The 23,081-nt window shown below is 71.0% G+C and carries 20 protein-coding genes, 1 tRNA gene and 1 pseudogene; 15 read left to right on the top strand and 7 right to left on the bottom strand.

The genetic code is table 11. The annotated features are described in order from the left end of the window. Window positions 1-121: 121 nt before the first annotated feature. From BWR60_RS21955 to tpiA, 4 genes are all read right to left on the bottom strand, one after another. A complete protein-coding gene (locus tag BWR60_RS21955) occupies window positions 122-754 on the bottom strand; it encodes a 2-dehydro-3-deoxy-6-phosphogalactonate aldolase (RefSeq protein ID WP_088153156.1) in 633 nt (210 codons plus the stop codon). A gap of 1 nt (window position 755) precedes the next feature. Continuing rightward, window positions 756-1,655, bottom strand: a complete 900-nt coding sequence (locus BWR60_RS21960; protein ID WP_088153158.1) for a 2-dehydro-3-deoxygalactonokinase — start codon at window positions 1,653-1,655, stop codon at window positions 756-758. Window positions 1,656-1,675: 20 nt separating this feature from the next. Beyond that, window positions 1,676-1,752, bottom strand: a tRNA-Pro gene (locus BWR60_RS21965). 86 nt (window positions 1,753-1,838) lie between these two features. Beyond that, the gene (gene tpiA, locus BWR60_RS21970; RefSeq protein WP_088153160.1) at window positions 1,839-2,594 is read right to left on the bottom strand and encodes a triose-phosphate isomerase; all 756 of its coding nucleotides are present in this window, start codon (window positions 2,592-2,594) and stop codon (window positions 1,839-1,841) included. 190 nt (window positions 2,595-2,784) lie between these two features. On the opposite strand from tpiA, the gene BWR60_RS21975 reads away from it, so the two are divergent. From BWR60_RS21975 to BWR60_RS22020, 10 genes and pseudogenes are all read left to right on the top strand, one after another. Beyond that, window positions 2,785-4,656 carry a peptidyl-prolyl cis-trans isomerase gene (locus tag BWR60_RS21975; protein ID WP_088153162.1) on the top strand — a complete coding sequence of 624 codons (1,872 nt, stop codon included), beginning with the start codon at window positions 2,785-2,787 and terminating at the stop codon, window positions 4,654-4,656. 213 nt (window positions 4,657-4,869) lie between these two features. Then, a complete protein-coding gene (gene trpE, locus BWR60_RS21980) occupies window positions 4,870-6,408 on the top strand; it encodes an anthranilate synthase component I (RefSeq protein ID WP_088153164.1) in 1,539 nt (512 codons plus the stop codon). A gap of 106 nt (window positions 6,409-6,514) precedes the next feature. Beyond that, entirely contained in the window at window positions 6,515-7,099 is a 585-nt protein-coding gene (locus BWR60_RS21985) for an anthranilate synthase component II (RefSeq protein ID WP_088153166.1), read from the top strand. Beyond that, complete coding sequence (gene trpD / locus BWR60_RS21990) at window positions 7,096-8,133, top strand: anthranilate phosphoribosyltransferase (RefSeq protein WP_088153168.1); 1,038 nt, start codon at window positions 7,096-7,098, stop codon at window positions 8,131-8,133. Before BWR60_RS21985 ends, trpD begins: the two co-directional genes overlap by 4 nt. Next, window positions 8,130-8,873: pseudogene (gene trpC / locus BWR60_RS21995) on the top strand (indole-3-glycerol phosphate synthase TrpC); the annotation flags it as partial. The gene trpD and the pseudogene trpC, both read left to right, overlap by 4 nt. A 419-nt stretch (window positions 8,874-9,292) precedes the next feature. Continuing rightward, complete coding sequence (gene moaC, locus BWR60_RS22000) at window positions 9,293-9,775, top strand: cyclic pyranopterin monophosphate synthase MoaC (RefSeq protein ID WP_088153171.1); 483 nt, start codon at window positions 9,293-9,295, stop codon at window positions 9,773-9,775. Then, window positions 9,772-10,971: a molybdopterin molybdotransferase MoeA gene (locus BWR60_RS22005; protein WP_088153172.1), complete on the top strand. Its 1,200-nt coding sequence runs from the start codon at window positions 9,772-9,774 to the stop codon at window positions 10,969-10,971. Before moaC ends, BWR60_RS22005 begins: the two co-directional genes overlap by 4 nt. Before the next feature lie 130 nt (window positions 10,972-11,101). Further along, window positions 11,102-11,824, top strand: a complete 723-nt coding sequence (gene lexA / locus BWR60_RS22010; protein WP_088153173.1) for a transcriptional repressor LexA — start codon at window positions 11,102-11,104, stop codon at window positions 11,822-11,824. 120 nt (window positions 11,825-11,944) lie between these two features. Further along, entirely contained in the window at window positions 11,945-13,186 is a 1,242-nt protein-coding gene (locus BWR60_RS22015) for a PQQ-dependent sugar dehydrogenase (protein WP_088153175.1), read from the top strand. Continuing rightward, entirely contained in the window at window positions 13,183-14,205 is a 1,023-nt protein-coding gene (locus BWR60_RS22020; RefSeq protein ID WP_218823615.1) for a LacI family DNA-binding transcriptional regulator, read from the top strand. Before BWR60_RS22015 ends, BWR60_RS22020 begins: the two co-directional genes overlap by 4 nt. Here BWR60_RS22020 and BWR60_RS22025 read toward each other — a convergent pair. Further along, on the bottom strand, window positions 14,202-14,834 hold the full coding sequence (locus BWR60_RS22025; protein ID WP_088153176.1) for a TetR/AcrR family transcriptional regulator: 633 nt from the start codon (window positions 14,832-14,834) through the stop codon (window positions 14,202-14,204). The two genes, BWR60_RS22020 and BWR60_RS22025, sit on opposite strands and share 4 nt — an antisense overlap. Before the next feature lie 85 nt (window positions 14,835-14,919). Between BWR60_RS22025 and BWR60_RS22030 the strand changes: the two genes are divergently transcribed. After that, on the top strand, window positions 14,920-15,639 hold the full coding sequence (locus BWR60_RS22030; protein WP_088153177.1) for an NIPSNAP family protein: 720 nt from the start codon (window positions 14,920-14,922) through the stop codon (window positions 15,637-15,639). Between the two features lie 3 nt (window positions 15,640-15,642). Here the strand turns inward: BWR60_RS22030 and BWR60_RS22035 are convergent, their stop codons facing one another. Continuing rightward, window positions 15,643-16,770, bottom strand: coding sequence for a Gfo/Idh/MocA family protein (locus tag BWR60_RS22035; protein WP_088153179.1), 1,128 nt, complete (start codon window positions 16,768-16,770; stop codon window positions 15,643-15,645). 102 nt (window positions 16,771-16,872) lie between these two features. Here BWR60_RS22035 and BWR60_RS22040 point away from each other — a divergent pair, with 102 nt between their 5' ends. Beyond that, complete coding sequence (locus tag BWR60_RS22040) at window positions 16,873-17,727, top strand: phytanoyl-CoA dioxygenase family protein (protein ID WP_088153181.1); 855 nt, start codon at window positions 16,873-16,875, stop codon at window positions 17,725-17,727. 3 nt (window positions 17,728-17,730) lie between these two features. Here the strand turns inward: BWR60_RS22040 and BWR60_RS22045 are convergent, their stop codons facing one another. Then, window positions 17,731-19,860, bottom strand: coding sequence for a ComEC/Rec2 family competence protein (locus tag BWR60_RS22045; protein ID WP_179221893.1), 2,130 nt, complete (start codon window positions 19,858-19,860; stop codon window positions 17,731-17,733). 103 nt (window positions 19,861-19,963) lie between these two features. On the opposite strand from BWR60_RS22045, the gene gltX reads away from it, so the two are divergent. The 3 genes from gltX to BWR60_RS36460 all read left to right on the top strand — a co-directional run bounded on the left by gltX (window position 19,964) and on the right by BWR60_RS36460 (window position 23,077). After that, the gene (gltX, locus tag BWR60_RS22050) at window positions 19,964-21,373 is read left to right on the top strand and encodes a glutamate--tRNA ligase (protein WP_088153183.1); all 1,410 of its coding nucleotides are present in this window, start codon (window positions 19,964-19,966) and stop codon (window positions 21,371-21,373) included. 185 nt (window positions 21,374-21,558) lie between these two features. Continuing rightward, window positions 21,559-22,875: a citrate synthase gene (locus tag BWR60_RS22055; RefSeq protein ID WP_034846362.1), complete on the top strand. Its 1,317-nt coding sequence runs from the start codon at window positions 21,559-21,561 to the stop codon at window positions 22,873-22,875. Then, window positions 22,868-23,077 carry a hypothetical protein gene (locus tag BWR60_RS36460; protein WP_144445701.1) on the top strand — a complete coding sequence of 70 codons (210 nt, stop codon included), beginning with the start codon at window positions 22,868-22,870 and terminating at the stop codon, window positions 23,075-23,077. Before BWR60_RS22055 ends, BWR60_RS36460 begins: the two co-directional genes overlap by 8 nt. The last annotated feature ends 4 nt before the right edge of the window (window positions 23,078-23,081 follow it).

Genomic DNA, 23,081 nt, shown 5'->3' on the forward strand with positions numbered 1-23,081 from the left:
GCGGGCCCCTCCCTCTCCCCGCGGGAGAGGGGAACAAGGTGGCGCCCCTCTTACCTCTCCTTGGGGAGAGGTCGAAATCGCGCAGCGATTTCGGGTGAGGGGGCGGCCGGGCGCTGGAACCTCAGCCCTTGAGCGCCCGCCAGGCCTGGGCGAAGGCGGCGGCGGTGGCGGCGACCTCGGCCGCGGTCATGCCGGGCTTGTAGAGGGCGGAGCCAAGGCCGAAGCCGGTGGTGCCGGCGTCGCGATAGGCCGCCATCCGGTCCGGCGTGATGCCACCGACCGCGATCAGCGGCACAGAGGCCGGCACCACCGCCCGCCAGGCCTTGACCACGGCGGGCGGGACCGCCTCGGCCGGGAAGATCTTCACCGCGTCGGCCCCAGCCTTCAGCGCCGCGAAGGCCTCGGTCGGGGTGGCGGCGCCGGGGGCGCAGACCAGGTTCAGCCGCTTGGCCTCGGCGATGACCTCGACATCGGCATGCGGCATGACGATGAGGTTGCCGCCCGAGGCCTGGACCCGGGCCACGTCCTCACGCTTCAGCACCGTGCCGGCGCCGATCAGCGCCTGCGGCCCGAAGCGGTCGGCCAGGCGGCGGATGCTGTCGAAGGGCTGGGGCGAGTTCAGCGGCACCTCGATGCAGCGGAACCCGGCCTCGACCAGGGCGGCGCCGATGGCCTCGACCTCCTCCGGCTTGACGCCGCGGAGGATGGCGACCAGGGGCAGCCCGGCGAGGGAATCGTGCAGCGACAGGGTCATGTCACACCAGCTCCGCATGCTTGGCCAGGCGCCACAGCGCCCTGACCGTGGTGTCGGCCGGGGCGATGCGGCTCGTCAGCCCGGCCGCCTCGATCGCCTCGGCATAGCGGGCCGACAGCTCGGCGCCGCCGACGATGGTCACTTCGTCCGGGGCCGTACCGGTGGCGGAGGCCACCGTGGCGCGGGCATCGGCCACCTCGGCCCCGATCAGCAGGCCGGAGAGGTAGGAGCCGGCGGCCTTCGGCTCCAGCTCGCCGAACAGGCCGAGCGTGCGGGCGCTGAACAGCCGGCGCAGCAGGCCGCCGCCGGCCCCGGCGCCGACCGAGAGGCCGCGGCGGAACGCCGGCCGGTCATAGGCGCGGCCGTCCATCAGCCGGCCCAGGATGCTGTGCTCGGCCAGCACGGCGAAGGCCTCGCCGGTCATCGAGGTGGCGAACCAGGCGATCCGGCCGTCCTCGGCCAGGGCCCATTTGCTGTGCGTGCCGGGCAGGACGTAGAGGCGGCGGCCGGCGGCCGGCGCGTCGCCGAGGATCTGCACCTCCTCGCCGCGCATCACGTCGGGGATGCCGTCGGCATCGACCCGGCTGACGCCGGGGACGATTCGCAGGGTGATGCCGAGCGAGGTCGGGACCTCGATCAGCCCCTTGACCAGCGCGGCCTCGTCGGCCGGGCAGTCGGCATAGGGCGCCTCGGCCCAGCCCTGGCGGCTGCCGATCATGCCGGAGGCGATGGCGGCGGTGGGGCTCCAGCGTTCCACGATCTGCCGGAACACGGCGTCGAAATCGCCGCCGGGGACCTTGAGGATGCCGAGCGGGGCAGCGGCCTCGTCCCGCACGGCGCCGGAGGCGTCGAGCAGCCAGGCGCGGAGCGAGGAGGTTCCCCAGTCGAGGGCGACGATCATGATGTCGATCCGGAAGAAAATGGTCGGAGCGGCGAGATTCGAACTCGCGACCCCTTGCACCCCATGCAAGTGCGCTACCAGGCTGCGCTACGCTCCGACCGGGGGCCACCGCCGGGCAGGTGCCGGGCGGCGAGCGGGCGGGACTATAGCCACCGCCCCGCCCCTATGCAACGACGATGCAACTCAGCCCACGCTGGCCTCGGCGATGGCCCAGAAATCATCGGCCTTCAGGCTGGCACCGCCGACCAGGGCGCCGTCGACATTCGGCACCGCCAGCAGCTCGGCCGCGTTGCCCGGCTTGACCGAGCCGCCATAGAGGATGCGGATGCCCGCAGCCTCGGACGGGACGCGGGCGCCCAGCGCGGCGCGGATATGGGCGTGCACCTCGGCCACATCGGCCGTGGTCGGGGTGCGGCCCGTGCCGATGGCCCAGACCGGCTCATAGGCGATCACCGTGTTCTCCGCCGTCGCGCCCTGCGGCAGCGAGCCGGCGATCTGGCGACTGCACACCTGCAGGGCCCGGCCGTCATTGCGCTCGGCCTCGGTCTCGCCGACGCAGATGATCGCGACCAGCCCCTCGGCCTGGGCCGCCGCCGCCTTCTCGGCCACCACCAGGTCGATCTCGCCATGGTCCTGGCGGCGCTCGGAATGGCCGACGATGACATGGCTGCAGCCGAGATCGGCCAGCATCCGCGCCGAGATGTCGCCGGTATGGGCGCCGTCCTGCGCGCTGTGGCAGTCCTGGCCGCCGACCAGCAGGCCGCTGCCCTGCACCGCATCGGCGATCGGCGCGATGATCGTGGCCGGCGGGCAGATCAGCAGGTCGAAGGCCGGGTCGACCGTGCGGGCCAGCCGCAGGGCGAGGTCGCGCGCCAGTGCCGTCCCTTCGGGACGCAACAGGTTCATCTTCCAGTTGCCCGCGATCAGCTTGCGCGCCATCGGCCTCTCTCCCGCTGGTTCCCCAATGTCGCCCTTGATGTACCAACCCGGGCGCGGCGACGCCATATGGACTCCAGTGCGACGTCACGGGCACGCCTTGTGCATTGCTGCCCGGGAAGGCCGCACCTATGATGCGCGGCCCTAACCGCCCGGGAGACCGGCGCGGCCTCGTCCTTCCTTTACGGTCGTCATGCTGCAGATCCTCCGCCACAAGGCCGGCTCCATCGTCGTCAAGGTGCTGTTCGTCCTCCTGATCCTCAGCTTCGCGATCTGGGGCGTCGGCGACATCTTCCGCAACCGGGGCCAGTCCGACACCGTGGCCACGATCGGCGACGTGACGATCAGCCTGGGGCAGCTCGACACCCAGTTCCGGTCGATCGCCCAGCGCCAGCGGATCCCGATGTCGGTCGCCCAGCAGCTCGGCCTGCCGCGGCAGGTGCTGGACAGCATGATCTCCAGCGCCCTGTACGACCAGATCGCCGCCGACCTCGGCTACAGCCTGTCGAATGACGCGGTCGCCGACGCGGTGCGCAACGACCCGACGTTCCGGGACCCGGCCACCGGCCAGTTCAGCCGTGACCGCTTCCTGCAGCTGCTGCAGGCCAACGGCACCAACGAGGCCGGCTACATCGCCTCCATGCGCGGCCAGCTGCAGCAGCAGAACGTGATGCAGGCGCTGTTCAGCGGCGCCGAGCCGCCGCAGGCGCTGGTCGACCCGATCACCAAGTACCGCCGCGAGACCCGCATGGCCGACACGGTGACGCTGCGCAACGCCGACCAGACCAGCGTGCCGCAGCCGACCCAGGCGGATCTCGAGGCCTATCACAAGGATCATGGCGACAAGTTCCAGTCGCCCGAATACCGGACTCTGAGCCTCGTGCTGCTGAAGACCGACGAATTCGCCAAGTCGGTGACGGTGTCGGAGGACGAGGCCCGCACCGCCTACGACAAGAATCAGGCGGGCTACCAGAAGCCGGAGATGCGCCGCTTCGACCAGGTGATCGCGCCATCCAAGGCGCTGGCCGACCAGATCGCCGCGGCGGTGCGCGGCGGCAAGCCGGTGCAGCAGGCGGTCGATGAGTCCGGCAACGCCGCGGTCAAGCTGATCCCGGTCGACTTCACCGCCAAATCGGCGATGCCGATCCCGGCCCTGGCCGATCCGGGCTTCGCCCTGGCCCAGGGCCAGGCGACCGACCCGGTGCAGTCGCCCTTCGGCTGGCACGTGCTGGTGCTGACCGGCATCCAGGCCGCCCGGACCGTGCCCTTCGACGAAGCACGCGCCGGCATCGAGGCCCAGCTGAAGCAGAGCAAGGCCGCCGACGCGCTGTACGACGCCGCCAACAAGTTCGAGGACGCGCTGGCCGACAACGTGGCGATCGACAAGGCGGCGCAGGAGTTCGGCTTCACCGTCACCGCGGTGCCGGCCGTGGCCCAGGACGGGACGACCCAGAGCGGCCAGCCGCTGCCGGCCCTGCCCGGCCAGGCGCAGGTGCTGCAGGCCGCCTTCCAGCTGCAGCAGGGCGACGTCAGCCCGATGGGCACGGTCGACGACAACACCTCCTTCATCGTCCGGGTCGACAGCATCATCCCGCCGGCGACCGAGCCGCTGGCCAAGGTGCGCGACGAGGTCGCCGCCGCCTGGACCGAGCAGAAGCAGGCCGATGCGGCCGCGGCGCTGGCCACGGATGTCGCCAAGCGCCTGGCCGCCGGCGAAGCCGCCGCGGACGTTGCCAAGGCGGTCGGCGGGCAGGCTGGCGAGACGCCGGCGTTGTTGCGCGACAGCAGCAATGCCGGCGCCGTTCCGGCGGCGCTGGTGCGCGACCTGTTCGCGGCCCAGGTCGGCGGCACCGCCACCGCCGAGACCCCGGGCGGCCGGATCGTCGCGCGCCTGACCAAGATCGAGCCCGCCAAGCCCGACGCCGCGGCGGAGGCTGCGGTGAAGCAGGACCTGATGCGCGGCCTCGCGGTCGATGTCGGCGGCGGCCTGGACCAGGCGCTGCGCGCCCGGTATGGAGTGACTGTTGACCAAGCGGTCCTCGCCCGGCTGAACTACCAGGAATGAGATCGATGAGCCCCCTCGCGGCGTCGCTGCGCCCCATCGCCGGACCTCATCCGGCGGCCTCGTCCTCCCTGCGCGGAGTGGCGGCGGGCTGGCGCTGGCCGGCGCTCAAGGGGGCTGCGGCGCGGGGTGTCCAGGCGGGCGGCGGGGAGCGATGGCGTGGCGGCGACCGCTCCGCCCCCGCCCATCCCGCTCCCCTCATCGCAGGTCACACCCATGCCGGAATCCACGGCTTTTGACGCCTTCGCCGAGACCTATCGCGCCGGCAAGCCCCAGGTCGTCTGGACCCGCCTCGTCTCCGATCTCGACACACCTGTCTCGGCCATGCTCAAGCTGGCCGGGGACGAGCCCTATTCCTTCCTGCTCGAATCGGTCGAGGGCGGCGCCATCCGCGGCCGCTACAGCGCCATCGGACTGCGCCCCGACCTGATCTGGCGCTGCCGCGGCAACGCAGTCGAGATCAACCGCCGGGCCCTTGCCGACCTCGGCACCTTCACGCCGGTCGCCAAGGCCCCGCTCGACAGCCTGCGCGACCTGATCGCGGAATCGCGCATCGACCTGCCGCGCGGCTTCCCGCCGCTGGCCGCCGGGCTATTCGGCTATCTCGGCTACGACATGGTCCGGCAGATGGAGCAGTTGCCGGACACCAATCCGGACACGCTGGGAGTGCCGGATTCGATCATGATGCGGCCGACCATCGTCTGCGTCTTCGACACCATCGCCGACGTCGTCACCATCGTCACGCCCGTGTTCCACGACCCGGCGGTGACGGCCGAGAAGGCGCATGAGGCGGCGTGCGAGCGGCTGTCGGACGTGGTCGCCCGCTTCGAATCGAGCCTGCCGCACCGCGAGGCGGCGGCCGAGGGCACCCTGCCCGCCCTGCCCGAGCCGAGCTCGAACATGACGCGCGAGGAGTATCACGCGGTGGTCGAGCGGGCGAAGGAGTACATCCGCGCCGGCGACATCTTCCAGGTGGTGCTGTCGCAGCGCTTCTCCCTGCCCTTCACCCTGCCGCCCTTCGCCCTGTACCGGGCGCTGCGGCGGCTGAACCCGTCGCCCTTCCTGGTGTTCCAGAACTTCGGCGACTTCGCCATCGTCGGGTCGAGCCCGGAGATCCTGGTGCGGCTGCGCGAGGGCGAGGTCACCATCCGGCCGATCGCCGGCACCCGCCCGCGCGGCGCCACGCCGGAGGAGGATGTGGCGCTGGAGCAGGACCTGCTGGCCGACCCGAAGGAGCGGGCCGAGCATCTGATGCTGCTGGACCTGGGCCGCAACGATGTCGGCCGGGTGTCGCAGATCGGCACCGTCAAGGTGACCGACCGCTTCATCATCGAGCGCTACTCCCACGTCATGCACATCGTCTCCAACGTCGTCGGCCGGATCACGCCGGATCACGACGCGGTGGCGGCGCTGGCCGCCGGCTTCCCGGCCGGCACCACCAGCGGCGCACCGAAGGTGCGGGCGATGGAGATCATCGAGGAGCTGGAGGTGGCGCGGCGTGGCGTCTATGCCGGGGCGATGGGCTATTTCGGCGCCAATGGCGACATGGACACCTGCATCGCCCTGCGCACCGCGGTGGTGAAGGACGACACCCTGTACATCCAGGCCGGCGGCGGCGTGGTCGCCGACAGCAGCCCGGAGGGGGAGTACCAGGAGACCCGCAACAAGGCGCGGGCGCTGGTGCGCGCCGCCGAAGATGCGGTACGCTTCGCCAACCGGCCGCGCAACGGCAACCGGCCCATGGGTCATGTCTAGAGATCGCATCCTTTCGCAGCAGCATCGCCCGCTGCTGCACCGATGGTGAGGCCGGCCGGATTCCCGCCGTTCCTCCCCATCCTCACGCCTCGAAAGGGCGACTCCCATGCTTCTGCTGATCGATAACTACGACAGCTTCACCTACAACCTGGTGCATTACCTCGGCGAGCTCGGAGCCGACACCGAGGTCCGCCGCAACGACGCGCTGACAGTCGACGAGGCGCTGGCGCTGCGGCCCGACGGCATCGTCATCTCCCCCGGCCCCTGCGACCCGGACAAGGCCGGCATCTGCATGGACCTGATCCAGGCCGCCGCCGGAAAGGTGCCGGTGTTCGGCGTCTGCCTCGGCCACCAGGCAATCGGCCAGGTCTTCGGCGGCAGGATCGTCCGCGCGCCGGAGCCGATGCACGGCAAGATCAGCCCGGTGCACCACCATGGCGGCGGCGTGCTGGCCGGGCTGCCGGACAATTTCGAGGCCACGCGCTACCACTCGCTGACCATCGCGCCCGAGACCATGCCGGACAGCCTGGAGGCCACGGCCTGGACCGCGGACGGGGTGATCATGGCGCTGCGCCACAGGACCCTGCCGATCCACGGCGTGCAGTTCCATCCGGAGAGCATCGCCTCGCAATACGGCCACAAGATCCTGCAGAACTTCCTGGCCATCGCCGAACGACGGAACGCGGCATGACCACCGAGATGCGACCGTTCATCGCCAAGGCCGCGCTCGGCACGCCGCTGGACGCGGCCGACGCCCGCGCCGCCTTCGAGATCATCATGTCCGGCGAGGCGACGCCGGCGCAGATCGGCGGCTTCCTGATGGCGCTGCGTGTCCGCGGCGAGACGCCGGAGGAGATCGCCGCCGCCGCCCGGGTGATGCGCGACAAGGCGGTGACCATCGACGCGCCGGCCGGCGCCATCGATTGCTGCGGCACCGGCGGCGACAATTCCGGCTCGTTCAACGTCTCGACCGCCGTGTCCTTCGTGCTGGCCGGCGCCGGCGTGCCGGTGGCCAAGCACGGCAACCGCGCCGCCTCCAGCCTGACCGGCGCCGCCAATGTGCTGGCCGAGCTCGGCGTCAATGTCGAGGCGCCGCCGGAGGTGATGCGCGATGCGCTGTGGGAGACCCAGATCGGCTTCCTGTTCGCGCCGCTGTATCACAGCGCCATGCGCCATGTCGGCCCGGCGCGGCAGGAGCTGGGCACTCGCACCATCTTCAACCTGCTCGGCCCCCTGGCCAACCCGGCCGGGGTGAAGCGCCAGCTGCTCGGCGTCTTTTCCGAGGCCTGGATCGAGCCGGTGGCGCACGCCCTGGGCCAGCTGGGCAGCGAGGCGGCCTGGGTGGTGAACGGCAGCGACGGGCTGGACGAGATGACAACCACCGGCCCGACCGCCGTGGCCGAGCTGCGCGGCGGCCAGGTCCGGCGCCTGACGGTGACGCCGGAGGATGCCGGGCTGCGCCGCGCGGTCCCGGAAGACCTGAGGGGCGGCGATCCCGCCACCAACGCGGCGGCCCTGCGGGCCGTGCTGGGCGGGACGCACGGGGCCTATCGCGACATCGTGCTGCTTAACGCCGCAGCCTGTTTCATCATCGCCGATCGCGTGGCCACATTGCCGGACGGCGCCGCCCTCGCGGCCCGCACCATTGATGACGGGTCGGCCGCCCGCGTGCTGGAGCGGCTGGCTCGGATCACCAGCCAGGGACCAGCCCGGGACGCATCATGAGCGATACCCTCACCCGCATCGTCGCCGACAAGCGCCGGCATATCGAGGCCCGCAAGGCGGCGGTGCCGCTGGCGGAGATCGGCCGGCTGGCCGACCTCGCTGACCGGGCCGCGCCGCCGCGCGGCTTCGTCGCGGCGCTGCGCCGGGCGCAGGCGGAAGGCCGCTACGGCCTGATCGCCGAGATCAAGAAAGCCTCGCCGTCGAAGGGGCTGATTCGCCCGGACTTCGACCCGCCCGCCCTCGCCCGCGCCTATCGCGACGGCGGCGCCGCCTGCCTGTCGGTGCTGACCGACGTGCCGTATTTCCAGGGCGCCGACGAGTACCTGACCGCCGCCCGCAACGCGGTCGAGCTGCCGGTGCTACGCAAGGACTTCATGGTCGACCGCTACCAGATCCTGGAGGCCCGGGCGCTGGGYGCCGACTGCATCCTCYTGATCATGGCGGCGCTGGACGAYGCCACGGCGCGSGAGCTGGARCARGCGGCGATCGACMASGGCATGGACGTGCTGGTCGAGGTGCATGAYGCGGCCGAGYTGGACCGGGCGCTGACGCTGCGGTCGCCGCTGCTCGGCATCAACAACCGCAACCTCAARACCCTGCAGGTCGACCTCGCCACCACCGAGGCACTGGCGGCGCAGGTGCCGGGCGACCGGCTGCTGGTCTCCGAAAGCGGGCTGTTCACCCCGACCGACCTAGCGCGGATGGCCCGCGTGGGCGCCACCACCTTCCTGATCGGCGAAANTCGACCTCGCCACCACCGAGGCACTGGCGGCGCAGGTGCCGGGCGACCGGCTGCTGGTCTCCGAAAGCGGGCTGTTCACCCCGACCGACCTAGCGCGGATGGCCCGCGTGGGCGCCACCACCTTCCTGATCGGCGAAAGCCTGATGCGGCACGACGACGTCGTCGCCGCCACCCGGGCCTTGCTGGCGCGGGAAGAGAGGTCGAGCGCTGCATGACCGGGCCGCAGCCCTCTCGGGACCGGACGGGCCTGTCCCCTTGCATTGCCTCTCCCGCTTGCGGGAGAGGTCGGAGACGCGAAGCGGCTCCGGGTGAGGGGATTTCGTCGAGGCCGGGACCAGCCCTCACCCGGACGCCCTGGTGGGCGTCCGACCTCTCCCGCCAGGCGGGAGAGGTCACGCGTTGCGCAGGATGGGCTCCATGACCGGCGAGCTGACCCATTTCGATTCGGCCGGCCAGGCGCGCATGGTCGACGTCTCCGACAAGGAGGCGACGGTGCGGGTGGCGCGGGCCGGCTGCCGTGTCGAGATGAAGCCGGAGACGCTGGCGCTCATCGCCTCCGGCGGTCATGCCAAGGGCGACGTGCTGGGCATCGCCCGCATCGCCGGCATCATGGCCGCCAAGCGCACCGCCGATTTGATCCCGCTGTGCCACCCGCTGCCGCTGTCCAGCGTCGAGCTGGCGCTGCGCTGCGATGCCGAGCACAGCCGGGTCGAGATCGAGGCCACGGTCAAGGTCACCCACCGCACCGGAGTGGAGATGGAGGCGCTCACGGCCGCCTCGGTCGCCGCCCTGACCGTCTACGACATGTGCAAGGCGGTCGATCGCGGCATGGTGGTGACCGATCTGCGGCTGCTGCACAAATCCGGCGGCCGGTCGGGAACCTACGAGGCCCAGCCATGATCCCGGTCGCCGAGGCCCGCGCCCGCATCCTCGCCGCCTTCGCCGCCCTGCCGGCCGAGACCGTGCCCCTGCCCGCGGGGCTCGGGCGCATCCTGGCCGGGCCGGTGGCGGCGCGGCTGACCCAGCCGCCGCTCGATGTCTCCGCCATGGATGGCTGGGCGGTGCGCGCCGCCGATGTCGCGACCGTTCCGGCAATGCTGCGCCGGATCGGCGAGGTCCCGGCCGGCGGCCGGTTCGAGGGCACTGTCGGCCCCGGCCAATGCGTCCGCATCTTCACCGGTGCGCCGCTGCCGGACGGTGCCGACGCCGTGGTGCTGCAGGAGGACGCCGATTCCGAGGGCGACCGCGTGACGGTGCGCGAGGGTGTCGCCGCCGGCCGCCATGTGCGCAAGGCCGGTCTCGATTTCCGGGCCGGCGACGTGCTGCTGCAGCCGGGCCGCCGCCTGACCGCGCGCGATATCGGCATCGCCGCCTCGACCAACCATCCCTGGCTTCGGGTGCGGCGCCGGCCGCGCGTGGCCGTCCTGGCCACCGGCGACGAGATCGTGCTGCCCGGCGAGGCGCTGGGGCCGAGCCAGATCGTCAGCTCCAACAGCCATGCCCTGAGCGCCCTGATCCGCAGCTGCGGCGGCGAGCCGGTCGATCTCGGCATCGCCCGCGACAATGCCGAATCGCTGACGACGCTGGCCGCCGGAGCCCATGGCGCCGACCTGATCGTCACCACCGGCGGTGCCTCGGTCGGCGAGCATGACCTGATCCGCTCGGTGCTGGGCGAGCACGGCCTGGCCCTGGATTTCTGGAAGATCGCGATGCGGCCCGGAAAGCCGCTGATCTTCGGCCGGCTCGGCGACACGCCGCTGCTCGGCCTGCCCGGTAATCCGGTCTCGACCATGGTCTGCGGCTGGCTGTTCCTGCGCCCGGCCCTGTGGGCCTTGCAGGGGGCCGAGGCGCCGGAGAATCGCATCGCCGCGACATTGGGCCGCGACCTGCCGGCCAATGACCGGCGCGAGGATTACCTGCGGGCGCGGATCGAGCGTACGGGGTCGGGCTTCGTCGCCACCCCGTTCCCGGCGCAGGACAGCTCGATGCTGTCACTGCTGGCCGCGGCCGACGGGCTGGTGATCCGCCCGCCCCACGCCCCGGCCGCGGCCCGCGGCGACGCCGTGGATGCGGTGCTGTTCGGCGACGGCATCTGACCCCCCGATCGTTACACGGAAGTAAAGAACCGGGCGCGACACAGTTAGGCGCTTGTGTTTTTGTTTTGTTCCTCCTAATGTTCTGTCCAGGGATTCGGCCGCGCCGCGGCCCCTGCGAACGGAGGATGCCTTGCTGACGCGAAAGCAACAGGAGTTGTTGTTGTTCGTCCATCGCCGTCTGGAGGCGGACGGCGTCAGTCCATCCTTCGACGAGATGAAGGATGCGCTCAGCCTGAAGTCGAAATCGGGGATCCATCGACTGATCACCGGCCTTGAGGAGCGCGGTTTTATTCGCCGGCTGCCGCATCGGGCCCGGGCGCTCGAGGTGCTCAAGCTGCCGGACTGCCTGAAGGCCGACGGAGCGGCGCCAACCGAGGACGACAACGTCGTTCCCTTCCGCCCCGTGCGGTCCGATGCCGCCCTGCCAGGCCGCAAGCTGGAGCGCGCCGATCTCAGCAACCCTGAACTGGGCGTCCGCCTGCCGCTCTACGGCCGGATCGCCGCCGGCATGCCGATCGAGGCGCTGCGGGACCATTCCAACTACGCCGAAGTGCCGGCCTCGCTGCTCGGCCCGGGCGAACACTACGCCCTGGAGGTCGCCGGCGACAGCATGGTCGAGGCCGGGATCCTGGATGGCGACACCGTCATCATCAAGCGCTGCGACTCGGCCGATCCCGGCATCATCGTCGTCGCCCTGGTCGACGACAACGAGGTGACGCTGAAGCGGCTGCGCAAGAAGGGCGCCGCGATCGGACTGGAGGCCGCCAACCCGGCCTATGAGACCCGTTACCTGCCCACCGACCGCGTCCGCATCCAGGGCCGTCTGGTCGGGCTGCTGCGGACCTATTCGTAAGACCGGCCGGCGGTCCTCGAAGATCGCCGCCGGCGACCGCCCGGCGCATTCCGGGTGTTGCCGAATGGCGCATTGTCCGGTCCTCTGTACGGCGTCCCGCAACCCACCGGACGACCGTGCATGACTCTGCGTCGATCGCTGCTTCGCCTGCTGGCTCTCGCCCTGCCCTGCATCGGGCTTTTCGCCGGCGCCCCGGCCCAGGCGGCCGGCAGCTACCGCACCTCCGGCGATTGCGACGGCTTCCCGAAGGTCTCGCTCCGCACCCCGGACGGGCTCTGCGTCGGCCTCGTCGCCGCCGGGCTCCGCTTCGCGCGCGGCGTGGCGGTGATCGGGGACGACATTTACGTCGCCGACATGGGCAGCTGGGAGAAGGGGCGCGGCCGGCTGCTGCGCATCCCTGACCGCGGCCACGGAGCACCGCAGGTGCTGCTGACCAAGCTGGACCGGCCGAACGGCCTGGTGGCGGCGCCGGACGGCACGCTGCTGCTGGGCCTGGCCGGCCGGATCGTGTCGGTCGATCCGAAGGCGGATCCGCCGGCCGGCGCGCTGCGCGACGTGGTGACCAACCTGCCGAATGACGGGCGCCACCCGCTCGCCGCCCTGGCCCTGGCGCCGGACGGCACCCTCTACGTCAATGTCGGCACCGCCACCGACCATTGCGAGCGGGCCGACGATTCGGCGCCGGATCCCGCCAAGCCCTGCCCGGAGACGGAAGGAACTCCGCCGCGCGGCAGTGTCCTGCGTATCATGGCCGGCGCGCTGCCGGCCGATGCCCGCGCCCTTTCCCCCTTCGCCCGCGGGCTGCGCAACAGCATGGGGCTGGCGGTGCTGGCGAACGGCACGCCGCTGGCCGCGGTGAATGCGCGCGACGCCATCGACCAGGCCGACCCCCAGTTGTCGGACGAAGCGCTGCCGCACGACTTCTACACCGTGCTGAAGGACGGCGCCGATTACGGCTGGCCATATTGCTATGACGACCGCAAGCCCAGCCCTGAATATCCGCATTTCGACTGCGGCAAGGTCGAGGTGCCGGCCCTGCTGCTGCCGGCTCATGCCGCGCCGCTGGGCATGCTGGTCTATCGCGGGACGGCGCTGCCGGGCCTGGATGGCCGGGTGCTGATGACCTGGCACGGCTATCGCGACACCGGGCACCGGGTCATGGCTCTGGCGATCGACGATCGGGGCGCCCCGCAGGGCCAGCCGCAGCCCCTCGTCTCCGGCTGGGACGCCGCCAAGGGCATCCGGCCGCAAGGCGCGCCGCTCGGCCTGGCCGAGATGGCGGATGGCAGCGTCCTGATCACCGAGGACCACAACGGCACGCTGTTGCGCCTGGCCCGCGCTCAGCCAACCAAGACGCCTTGAGCAGCCGGTCGGGCCACCGGCCGGCGGGCGCGGAGCGGGCCACGGCGCAGCAGGTCGCCGAGGCGGCCGGAGTCTCGATCTCCGCCGTCTCCCGCACCTTCACCAAGGACGCCAGCGTCTCGCCGCGGATGCGCGCCCGCGTGCTGGCCGCGGCCGAGGCGCTGGGCTATCGCCCGAACCGGCTGGCGCGCGGACTGATGACCGGCCGGACCGAGCTGGTCGGGCTGGTCTCGACCCATTTCGCCAACCCGGCCTTCATGGATGTGTTCGACCTGTTCACGCGCGAACTGCAGCGCCGCGGGCTGCGGCCGCTGATCGCCAACCTGTCGGAGGATGGCGGCGCCGACTCCGCCCTCGACATGATGCTGCAATACAGCGTCGATGCGGTGCTGATCGCCACCTCCGCCCCGCCCGAAGGCTTCGCCGAGTCCTGCGCCGATGCCGGGCTGCCGGTGGTGCATGTGTTCGGCCGGCCCGGTCCCCAGGCTGCGGTGCCGGCGGTGACGGTGGACAATGTCGCCGGCGGGCGCCTGGCCGCGGAGGTGATGCTGGCGCGCGGCCTGACACGGCTGGCTTTCCTGGGCGGGGCGGCGACCGATTCGTCCTCGATCGACCGCGCCGCCGGCTTCGCCCAGGGCTTGGCGGCGGCGGGGCTGCAGCCCCTGGCCGTCGAGTTCGCCGGCGACTATTCGCATGAACATGGCCGCCGCGGCCTGCACGCCCTGCTGGACCGGCACCGGCCCCAGGCGGTGTTCTGCGGCGACGACATCCTGGCGCTCGGCGCCGTCGATGCCTGCCGCGAGCGCGGCTTGGCCGTGCCGCGGAACATCGGCATCGTCGGCTTCGACGACATGCCGCTGGCCGCCTGGCCCGGCTATCGCCTGACCACGATCCGCCAGCCGATGGCAGAGATGGTGCGCCACGCCATCGGCGAGATCGCCGCCCGCCTGGCCGATGCCGGCCACACGATCGAGGACCGGCTGTTCGACATCGCTTTGGTGGAGCGGGACAGCCTTTAGACGCCGGTCCGCAGCCCCTCCAGGCAGCGCGTCAACTGCCGGGCGCAGGCTTCCAGCGGGGCCGCATCCTGCTGCGCCTTGGCCTGGGCCATCGCCCCGGAATAGGCGGCGACAATGAAGGCGGCCAGCTCGTCGGCATCCGCTTCCGCCAGCCGGCCGACCGCCTGGTCGGCGCGCAGCCTCGCGGCGATCGCCGACCGCCAGACGCCGAACACCTGATCCATCGCCTCACGGAAGTCCGGATCGGCGAGGGCCAGCTCCAGCACCAGGTTGTTCAGCGGGCAGCCGGAGACGGCGCCACGCCGCCGCAACCCCGCGGCGATCCGGTCGAACACCCCGGCGATGCCGTCCAGCGCGTCCGGCGCGCTGCGGACGGGCTCGATCCAGGTCTCCGCCACCTCCGCCGCCACCCGGTCGCGGATCACGGCGAGGCCCAGCGCCTTCTTGGTCGGGAAATGGTGGTACAGCGCCCCGCCCGTCACCCCGGCCTCGCGCATCAGCTCATGCATTCCCGTGGCCTGATAGCCGCGCGACTGGAACGCCGCCGCCGTGACATCGAGCACGCGCCGGCGCGTGCCCTCGGGGTCATAGCTGCGCTTCCGCCTGCTGTCGCTCGCCGTCTCGCTCATGCCCGGACAGTAGCATGTTGACTCAACCGGACAATCAGTCTGTTTTAAAACAGGACAACCGGTCTGTTTCAAACAGGAGGCAACCATGGCAGACGAGGTCTTCAGCCCGATCGTGGAGCTGCGGCGCTACACGCTGCATCCGGGGCAGCGCGATGTACTGATCGAGCTGTTCGACCGGGAGTTCGTCGAGACGCAGGAGGCGGTCGGGATGGATGTCATCGGCCAGTTCCGCGACCTGGACGCGCCCGACCAGTTCGTCTGGCTGCGCGGCTTCCCGGACCTGGCGGCGCGGACGGTCTCGCTGCGGGCCTTCTATGGCGGGCCCGTGTGGCAGGCGCATCGCGGCGCCGCCAACGCCACCATGATCGATTCGGACGATGTCCTGCTGCTGCGGCCGGCGCATCCGGAAGCGGGCTTCCGGCTCGGCCGCGACCGCCCTGCCCCGGGCAGCGGCGCGGCGCCGGGCGGGATCATCGTCGCCACCACCTGGCACCTACAGCCGGCAAGCGAGGCCGGGTTCCCGGAGGTGTTCGAGACCGTGCTGGCGCCGATGCTGGGCGATGCCGGCGCCCCGGTCCTCGCCAGCTTCGTGTCCGAGCATGGCGGGAACGGCTTCCCGGCCCTGCCGGTGCGGGAGGATGCGCGGGTCTTCGTCTGGTTCTCGCGTGTTCCGGATCGGGCGGCCTATGAGAGCCACGCGGCCGCCCTTGCCCCCGGCTTCGCCGAGGCGTTGCGGCCGCATCTGGCCGAGCCGCCGGAGGTGGCATTCCTGTCGCCGACCACGCGGTCGCGCCTGCGCGGCTGAGGCTCAGATCTCCGCAATCCGCACCCAGGCGCGGTCGCGGGCGGAACGCAGGGCGGCGGCGGTGACGCGGTCGACCTCCCAGCCGTCGCGGAAGGTCGGCCAGATCGGCCGGCCGGTCGCCACCGCCTCGACGAAGTCCCGCGCCTCGATCGCGATCTGCTCATTGTAGCCGGTGCCGTGGCCGACGCCCTGGTTGAAGGCCAGGTAGTCGGGATGGGCCGGCCCGGTCAGCAACCGCTGGAAGCCCTGGCGCGCCGCCGGCCGCGCGGCGTCGTACAGCCACAGCTCGTTCTGGTTCTCCTGGTCGAAGGCCAGGGCGCCTTTGGTGCCGGTGATGCGGTAGGTGTAGCCCATCTTCCGCCCGGCGGCGACGCGGCTGAAGCTGAGCGATCCGGCCGCGCCATTGGCGAAGCGCAGCAGCATCTGCCCCTGGTCGTCATTCTCCACCCGCTCCGCACCCCGCAGCCCGGGGCGCGTCGTCACGACGGTGTTGAGGTCGGCGACCAGCTCCTCGATCGGCCCGACCAACCGCAGGCAGGCATTGACGATATGCGGGGCGACGTCACCCAGCGCCCCGGCCTCGGTGCCCGTGGCGATGCGGGTGCGCCAGGAGGCCGGCGCCAGCGGGTCGTGCAGGTAGTCCTCGACATGCTCGGCGGTGACCTGGATGACGTCGCCGATCTCCCCGGAATCGATGATCTGCTTCGCCAGCTGGCTGGCCGGGGTGCGGATGTAGTTGAAGCCGACCATGGTGGCGACGCCCGCCGCCTCGGCCGCATCGACCAAGGATTTGGATTCGGCCGGGTCGCAGCCCAGCGGCTTCTCGCAGAACACCGGCTTGCCCAGGCCCAGTGCCTCGGTCGCCATCGCCAGATGGGTGCGCGGCGGGGTGGCGATGATCACGGCGTCAACCGCCGGGTCGGCCACCAGCGCCCGCCAATCCGCGGTCGACCGGTTCCAGCCCCAGGCACGGGCATGGGCGGCCGCGCCCTCCTCCGTCGTGCTGCAGATCATCTCGCAGACCGGAGCCAGCGGCGGCTGGAATGCCGTGCGTACCAGCTGCACGCCGATGCTGTGCGCCTTGCCCATGTAGCCGGCACCGATCAGCCCGATCCGCAGCGTCCCGGTCATCGCGATCCTCCCTGTCCGTTCTTACCGACTCTACCGGCCTTCATCTGATTTGCAAGCGCTTGCAAATCAGATACGCTGCGGTCCCGGCAAGGGAGGAACAGCATGAAGATCTTTACCCAGGAGACGCTGGATCCGGAGGCGATCGTCGCGGAGCTGCTGGACGGCCCCGGCGCGGTGCTGCTGCGCGGCCTGTTCACCCCGGGCGAGATCGCCGAGGCGCGGGCCGTGGTGATGCGCGAATCCGAGGATGCGGCCCCGAAGGTCACGCATTTCCAGGGTGCGGCCGAGCAGGAAGGCAGGATCGCCCTGCAGCGGCGGGTGTGGAACCTGCTGGCCAAGGGCGAGGTGTTCTCGCGCATGGCGGCGCATCCGGCGCTGATGGCGGTGATGCGGGCCTTCCTGGGCACCGAGTTCATCATGGGGTCGATCGCCGCCAACCGCATCCTGCCCGGCGGGCCGGGCCAGGAGCCGCATATCGACTATCCCTACTGGGACATGCACAAGCCGGAGTCGCACCCGGTGCGGATCAACGGCGCCTTCCCGCTGAACGCCCAGGCGACGATCCTCCTGGATCCCTTCACCGAGGAGACCGGTGCCACCGCCTATGTCCCCGGCACGCAGAAGGCGCTGCGCTACCCGGCGGAGAGCGACCGTTTCCACGAGCGCTGCAGTCGCATGCTGGGCGAGCCGGGCGACACGGTGGTGTTCTTCGGCGCGGTCTGGCACTGCGCCATGCCGAACCGGTCGCGGCAGGAGCGGTCGGCGATCCTGATCCAGTACCTGCCGAAATTCGTGAAGCCGATGGAGGACATGCCGGCCGCCCTGCCCCGCGCCTTCGTCGAGCAGGCCAGCCCGGAGCTGCGCCAGCTGCTGGGGCTGAACTACCCCTATCCGGAGGTGCTGGACGCCGCCAAGGCCGGCAACGCCGAGGGCCGCAGGATGATGACGGCGCGCTGATCGTCAGTTCGGCGCAGCCGCCCGGAACGGGACCAGGGCCCAGGGGCGGTCGCCGACCGCCTCGGCCACCGTATCCACCGTCGGTTCCGGCCCCGACAGATCGACGGCGATGCCGCCGGCGCGGCGCAGGTCGAAGCGGTCCCACACGCCGAGGCGTGGCCGGCACCAGCGCGGCGCCACCAGTCCGGTGATCACCATGTCGGCCCCGGCACAGTCGTCGTCGAAGCCCTCGCCGCTGCGGGTGAAGGCGACTGTGGTGCCGCCGAAGCGGTACAGGCAGCCGCGCGGGTCGCAGCCCAGCAGGCCGCCGGCGGCCATGCCCTGCTGCGGCCAGGGCGCCCCCTCCGACGCCGTGGCCTCGGCCCGCAGCCAGATCTCGCGGGTGAAGCGCCGGCTGCCGGGAGAGAAGGCCAGGCTGCCATCCGGCGTGCGCACCGCCACCGCCTGGCCCGCGGCGTCGACCAGGATCTGCCGCGGCGACGTCGTCAGCGACGCCAGGACTAGCACCGGCAGGGCCAGCAGCCCGAGCAGGCGGATGCGGCCGGAGGCCAGGCACAGCCAGAGCCCGCCGATCGACCCGGCGATCAACCCCCAGGCGGGCATCGCCGGCACGGTGAAGGCGGCCATCGGCCAGGACGACACCGTGTAGGCGACCCACAGCATCGCCTCATTGCCCCAGCCCAAGAGCGGCAGCACCCAGCCGTCGAGGCCGAGCAGCATGGCCGGATAGGCCAGCAGCACCGCCGGCATGATCAGGATCGAGGTCAGCGGGATCGCCATCAGATTGGCGGCCACCGCCAGCGGGGCGAAACGCTGGAAATGGTAGACGGCGAAGGGCGTGGTCGCGGCGGTGGCCACCACCGTGGTCAGCACGATACCGCCGAGATACAGCAGCACGCGGCGCAGCGGCCCGCCGCCGGCATGCCAGCGCGACAGATGCGGCCGCAGCGCCTCATAGGCCGCGATCAGCGCGATCACCGCGCCGAAGGACATCTGGAAGCTCGGCCCCGGCAGCGCCTCCGGCGCCACCAGCAGGATGCCGGCGGCGGCCAGGGCGACGAGGCGCATCGAGATCGCCACCCGGTCGGCCATCACCGCCAGCAGCACCACGCCGGTCATGACGGTCGATCGCACCGTCGGCACCGAGGCGCCGACCAGGATGGTGTAGACGACGATGCCGAGCAGCGCGATGCCGGCCGCCCATTTCTTGATCGGCCGGCGCAGCGCCACAGGCTCGATCAGCGCCAGGCCGAACCGCACCGTGCCGAGCAGCAGGATCGCCACCAGGCTGATATGGATGCCGGAGATCGACAGCAGATGCGACAGGCCGGAATCGCGCATCGCCTGGTTCGCCGAATCGCTGATCCCGGCCCGCTCGCCGGTCAGGAAGGCGACGGCGATGGCCGCGGCGTCGCCGGAGACCTGCGCCCGCACCCGGGCGGCGATCGCGTCCTGCAGCCGGGCCAGGCTGGACGGGGCGGAATCCACAGTCTCCAGCCGCTCGGCCTTGCCCATGGCGAAGCCGGTGCCGCCGATGCCCTGAAAGAACAGCTGCCGCCGGAAGTCGAAACCGCCGGGATAGGCCGGGCCGGCCACTGGCGCCAGCGCCGCCCGGACACGGATCCGGTCACCGGCGGAGGGCACCGCGTCCGACCGGATCAGGCGCAGCCGGACCGCGGCGGGCGTCGCCTCCGGCGCCAGCCCTTCCATCGTCAGATCGCCCAGGATCACGCGCATGCCGTCCGGCAGCAGGTCGACCGTCTCGACCGTTCCGGTCACGGTGCCCCACCGCTCCCGGTCCAGCAGCGGGGACGCCACCATGCGGGTGCGCAGCTCGGTCGCCAGGAAACCCAGCGCCACGGCCAGCAGGAGCACGGCGAAGCTGACGACCCGGGGCCGCCGGTGCAGCAGCGTCACCAGCAGCCCGGCCAGCCCCGCCGCGATCAGCCCGGCAGCCAAAGGCGGCTCCGACGGCAGCCCGAAATAGACGCCGATCCCGACGCCGAGGCAGCAGGGCACCAGCAGCACCAGCCGGCGCCGGATGCCGCCGGACACGGCCTCGGCCGCCTCGCCCCAGCCCGGCCAGGCAACAGCCCACCCGGCCGTGCCGGCGCGCCGCAGCGACGCCCGCACGGATTTCGGAACCCCGACCGATGCCCCCGCATTAGCCATCGCCCGAAGGCCTATGCTATGGACCTCTCGCATTCATCGTAGCAGCCCCTGTGGAATTTGGCCCATGACGGTCGTGACCCGCTTCGCCCCCTCCCCGACCGGCTACCTGCATATCGGCGGGGCCCGGACGGCGCTGTACAACTGGCTCTATGCCCGCCACCACGGCGGCGTGTTCCGCCTGCGCATCGAGGACACCGACCGCGCCCGCTCCAGCGAGGACGCGGTGCGGAAGATCATCGACGGGCTGGCCTGGTTCGGGCTGGATTGGGACGAGGAGATCGTGTCGCAGTTCGAGCGGCGCGAGCGGCATGCCGAGGTGGCGCGCAGGCTGCTGGCCGAGGGCAAGGCCTATCATTGCTGGCTGCAGCCGGCCGAGTTGGAGGCCCTGCGCGAGAAGGCCAAGGCGGAGGGCAAGCCCTGGGCGTACTATACCAGCTATTGGCGCGACCGCGACCCGGCCGAGGCGCCGAAAGGCCTCGACCCGGTGATCCGGCTGCGCGCGCCGCGGGACGGCGAGACCACGGTCCAGGACAAGGTCCAGGGCACTGTCACGGTGCAGAACGACCAGTTGGACGACATGGTGCTGCTGCGCGCCGACGGCACGCCGGTCTACATGCTGTCGGTGGTGGTCGACGATATCGACATGGGCATCACCCAGATCATCCGCGGCGACGACCACCTGACCAACACCTTCCGCCAGGTGCAGCTGTACAACGCGATCGGCGCGACCCCGCCGGACTTCGCCCATATCCCGCTGATCCACGGGCCGGACGGCGCCAAGCTGTCGAAGCGGCACGGGGCGCTGGGCATCGAGGCCTATCGCGACATGGGCTACCTGCCGGCGGCGCTGCGCAACTACCTGCTGCGGCTCGGCTGGGGCCATGGCGACGAGGAGGTGATCCCGACCGAGAAGGCGATCGAGTGGTTCGACCTCGACGGTGTCGGCCGGTCGCCCTCGCGGCTCGACTTCGCCAAGCTGGAGAACCTGAACGGCATCTACATGCGCGAGACGGCGGATGCCGAGCTCCTGGAGCGGATCACGCCGAATCTGGAGACCGCGCTGGAGAGGTCGCTGGACGATGCCGACCGCGCCATCCTGCTGCTGGCGATGACCGGGTTGAAGCAGCGCGCCAAGACGCTGGTCGAGCTGGCCGACAGCGCCCTGTTCTACCTCCGCTCCGGCCCGCTGCCGATGAACGAGGCGGCGCTGAAGATCCTGACCGGCGACGCCCGCGCCCTGCTCGGCCGGCTGCTGGCAGCCCTGTCCGGCCTGAACGACTGGACCGAGGCGGCGCTGGAGGCGGAGGTCAACCGCATCGCCGAATCCGAGGGGTTGAAGCTGGGCAAGGTGGCGCAACCGCTGCGCGCAGCATTGACCGGATCGAACGTGTCACCAGGTATCTTCGAGGTGGCCGCGATCCTCGGCCGGGACGAGGCGCTGCGCCGGATCCGCGAAGCTGCCGGCGCCTCTTAAGGGGTGCCGACAAGCCATTGATCCAGTTTCGTAATTCAGAAAAAGCCTAAAAAACAGGCGATCGAAAACTGTCGTTGGAAGGGCCCAAGTCGCGTTGATCTTGCTCCGCCGCGCGACTATCCTCGCGGCCGACGGAGCGGACGACCTGCGTTTCCAGTACGAAGCCCCCGCTCAAGGACATCGTCATGCCCGATACGAAGACCCCCGTGGCGCAGAAGACCGTCACGCTGACCGACAACTCGACCGGCAAGTCGGTGGAGTTGCCCGTGATCGACGGGACCATGGGCCCGAGCGTCATCGATATCCGCAAGCTGTATGCGGAGACGGGGATGTTCACCTACGACCCCGGTTTCACCTCGACCGGCTCCTGCGACAGCGAGATCACCTATATCGACGGTGACGAAGGCGTCCTGCTGCACCGCGGCTACGCCATCGACGACCTGGCGGAGAAGAGCAACTTCCTCGAGGTCTGCTACCTGCTGCTCCATGGCGAGCTGCCGAACGCGGCCCAGGAGGCGGAGTTCGAGCACACCATCACCCGCCATACGATGGTGCATGAGCAGATCCACCACTTCTACCGCGGCTTCCGCCGCGACGCCCACCCGATGGCGGTGCTGTGCGGCGTCACCGGCGCGCTGTCGGCCTTCTACCACGACTCCACCGACATCCATGACCCGCGCCAGCGCGAGGTCGCGTCGCACCGGCTGATCGCCAAGCTGCCGACCCTGGCGGCCATGGCCTACAAGTACTCGATCGGCCAGCCCTTCATGTATCCGCGGAACGACCTCAGCTTCGCGGAGAACTTCCTGTACATGACCTTCGCCGTGCCGGCGGAGCAGTACAAGGTGAACCCGGTGCTGTCCCGCGCCATGGACCGCATCCTGATCCTGCATGCCGATCACGAGCAGAACGCGTCGACCTCGACCGTGCGCCTCGCCGGCTCCAGCGGCGCCAACCCCTTCGCCTGTATCGCCGCCGGCATCGCCTCGCTGTGGGGCCCGGCTCATGGCGGCGCCAACGAGGCGGTGCTGAAAATGCTGGGCGAGATCGGCTCCAAGGACCGCGTCGGCGAGTTCGTCAAGCGCGCCAAGGACAAGGACGATCCGTTCCGCCTGATGGGCTTCGGCCACCGCGTCTACAAGAACTACGACCCGCGCGCCAAGGTGATGCGCGCCACCTGCTATGAGGTGCTGGAGGAGCTCGGGATCAAGGATCCGCTGCTCGACCTCGCCATGGCGCTGGAGAAGATCGCGCTCGAGGACGAGTATTTCGTCGAGCGCAAGCTGTACCCGAATGTGGATTTCTATTCGGGCATCATCCTGAAGGCGATGGGCTTCCCGACCAGCATGTTCACCGTGCTGTTCGCCGTGGCCCGCACCGTCGGCTGGATCGCCCAGTGGACCGAGATGATCGGCGACCCGCACCAGAAGATCGGGCGTCCGCGCCAGCTCTTCACCGGGCACACGCCGCGCGACTTCGTGCCGCTGAGCGAGCGTGGCTAAACCGGGCAACACCCGGATCGACCGAACCGGCCCGCGCGCCACGGGGCGCCCGGGCCGGCCGGTCGGCATTTCGACCATACCGCGGGCGGTGCCCCGGGCCGCGAACACGAACCGGGCGCCGCTGCGCGCCAAGCTCCGCGCTGCCGCCGCCATCGTCGCGGTCCTGGCCGGCGCGGCGCTGCTGACCTATCTGTTTTCCTGAAGTC

The organism is Inquilinus limosus (assembly GCF_002195995.1).
In the GTDB taxonomy this organism is placed as follows: domain Bacteria; phylum Pseudomonadota; class Alphaproteobacteria; order DSM-16000; family Inquilinaceae; genus Inquilinus; species Inquilinus limosus_C.

Coding starts and splice junctions, on each gene's coding strand:
- BWR60_RS21955 (WP_088153156.1), bottom strand. CDS start 754: ATGACCCTGTCGCTGCACGATTCCCTCGCCGGGCTGCCCCTGGTCGCC.
- BWR60_RS21960 (WP_088153158.1), bottom strand. CDS start 1,655: ATGATCGTCGCCCTCGACTGGGGAACCTCCTCGCTCCGCGCCTGGCTG.
- tpiA (WP_088153160.1), bottom strand. CDS start 2,594: ATGGCGCGCAAGCTGATCGCGGGCAACTGGAAGATGAACCTGTTGCGT.
- BWR60_RS21975 (WP_088153162.1), top strand. CDS start 2,785: ATGCTGCAGATCCTCCGCCACAAGGCCGGCTCCATCGTCGTCAAGGTG.
- trpE (WP_088153164.1), top strand. CDS start 4,870: ATGCCGGAATCCACGGCTTTTGACGCCTTCGCCGAGACCTATCGCGCC.
- BWR60_RS21985 (WP_088153166.1), top strand. CDS start 6,515: ATGCTTCTGCTGATCGATAACTACGACAGCTTCACCTACAACCTGGTG.
- trpD (WP_088153168.1), top strand. CDS start 7,096: ATGACCACCGAGATGCGACCGTTCATCGCCAAGGCCGCGCTCGGCACG.
- moaC (WP_088153171.1), top strand. CDS start 9,293: ATGACCGGCGAGCTGACCCATTTCGATTCGGCCGGCCAGGCGCGCATG.
- BWR60_RS22005 (WP_088153172.1), top strand. CDS start 9,772: ATGATCCCGGTCGCCGAGGCCCGCGCCCGCATCCTCGCCGCCTTCGCC.
- BWR60_RS22015 (WP_088153175.1), top strand. CDS start 11,945: ATGACTCTGCGTCGATCGCTGCTTCGCCTGCTGGCTCTCGCCCTGCCC.
- BWR60_RS22025 (WP_088153176.1), bottom strand. CDS start 14,834: ATGAGCGAGACGGCGAGCGACAGCAGGCGGAAGCGCAGCTATGACCCC.
- BWR60_RS22030 (WP_088153177.1), top strand. CDS start 14,920: ATGGCAGACGAGGTCTTCAGCCCGATCGTGGAGCTGCGGCGCTACACG.
- BWR60_RS22035 (WP_088153179.1), bottom strand. CDS start 16,770: ATGACCGGGACGCTGCGGATCGGGCTGATCGGTGCCGGCTACATGGGC.
- BWR60_RS22040 (WP_088153181.1), top strand. CDS start 16,873: ATGAAGATCTTTACCCAGGAGACGCTGGATCCGGAGGCGATCGTCGCG.
- gltX (WP_088153183.1), top strand. CDS start 19,964: ATGACGGTCGTGACCCGCTTCGCCCCCTCCCCGACCGGCTACCTGCAT.
- BWR60_RS22055 (WP_034846362.1), top strand. CDS start 21,559: ATGCCCGATACGAAGACCCCCGTGGCGCAGAAGACCGTCACGCTGACC.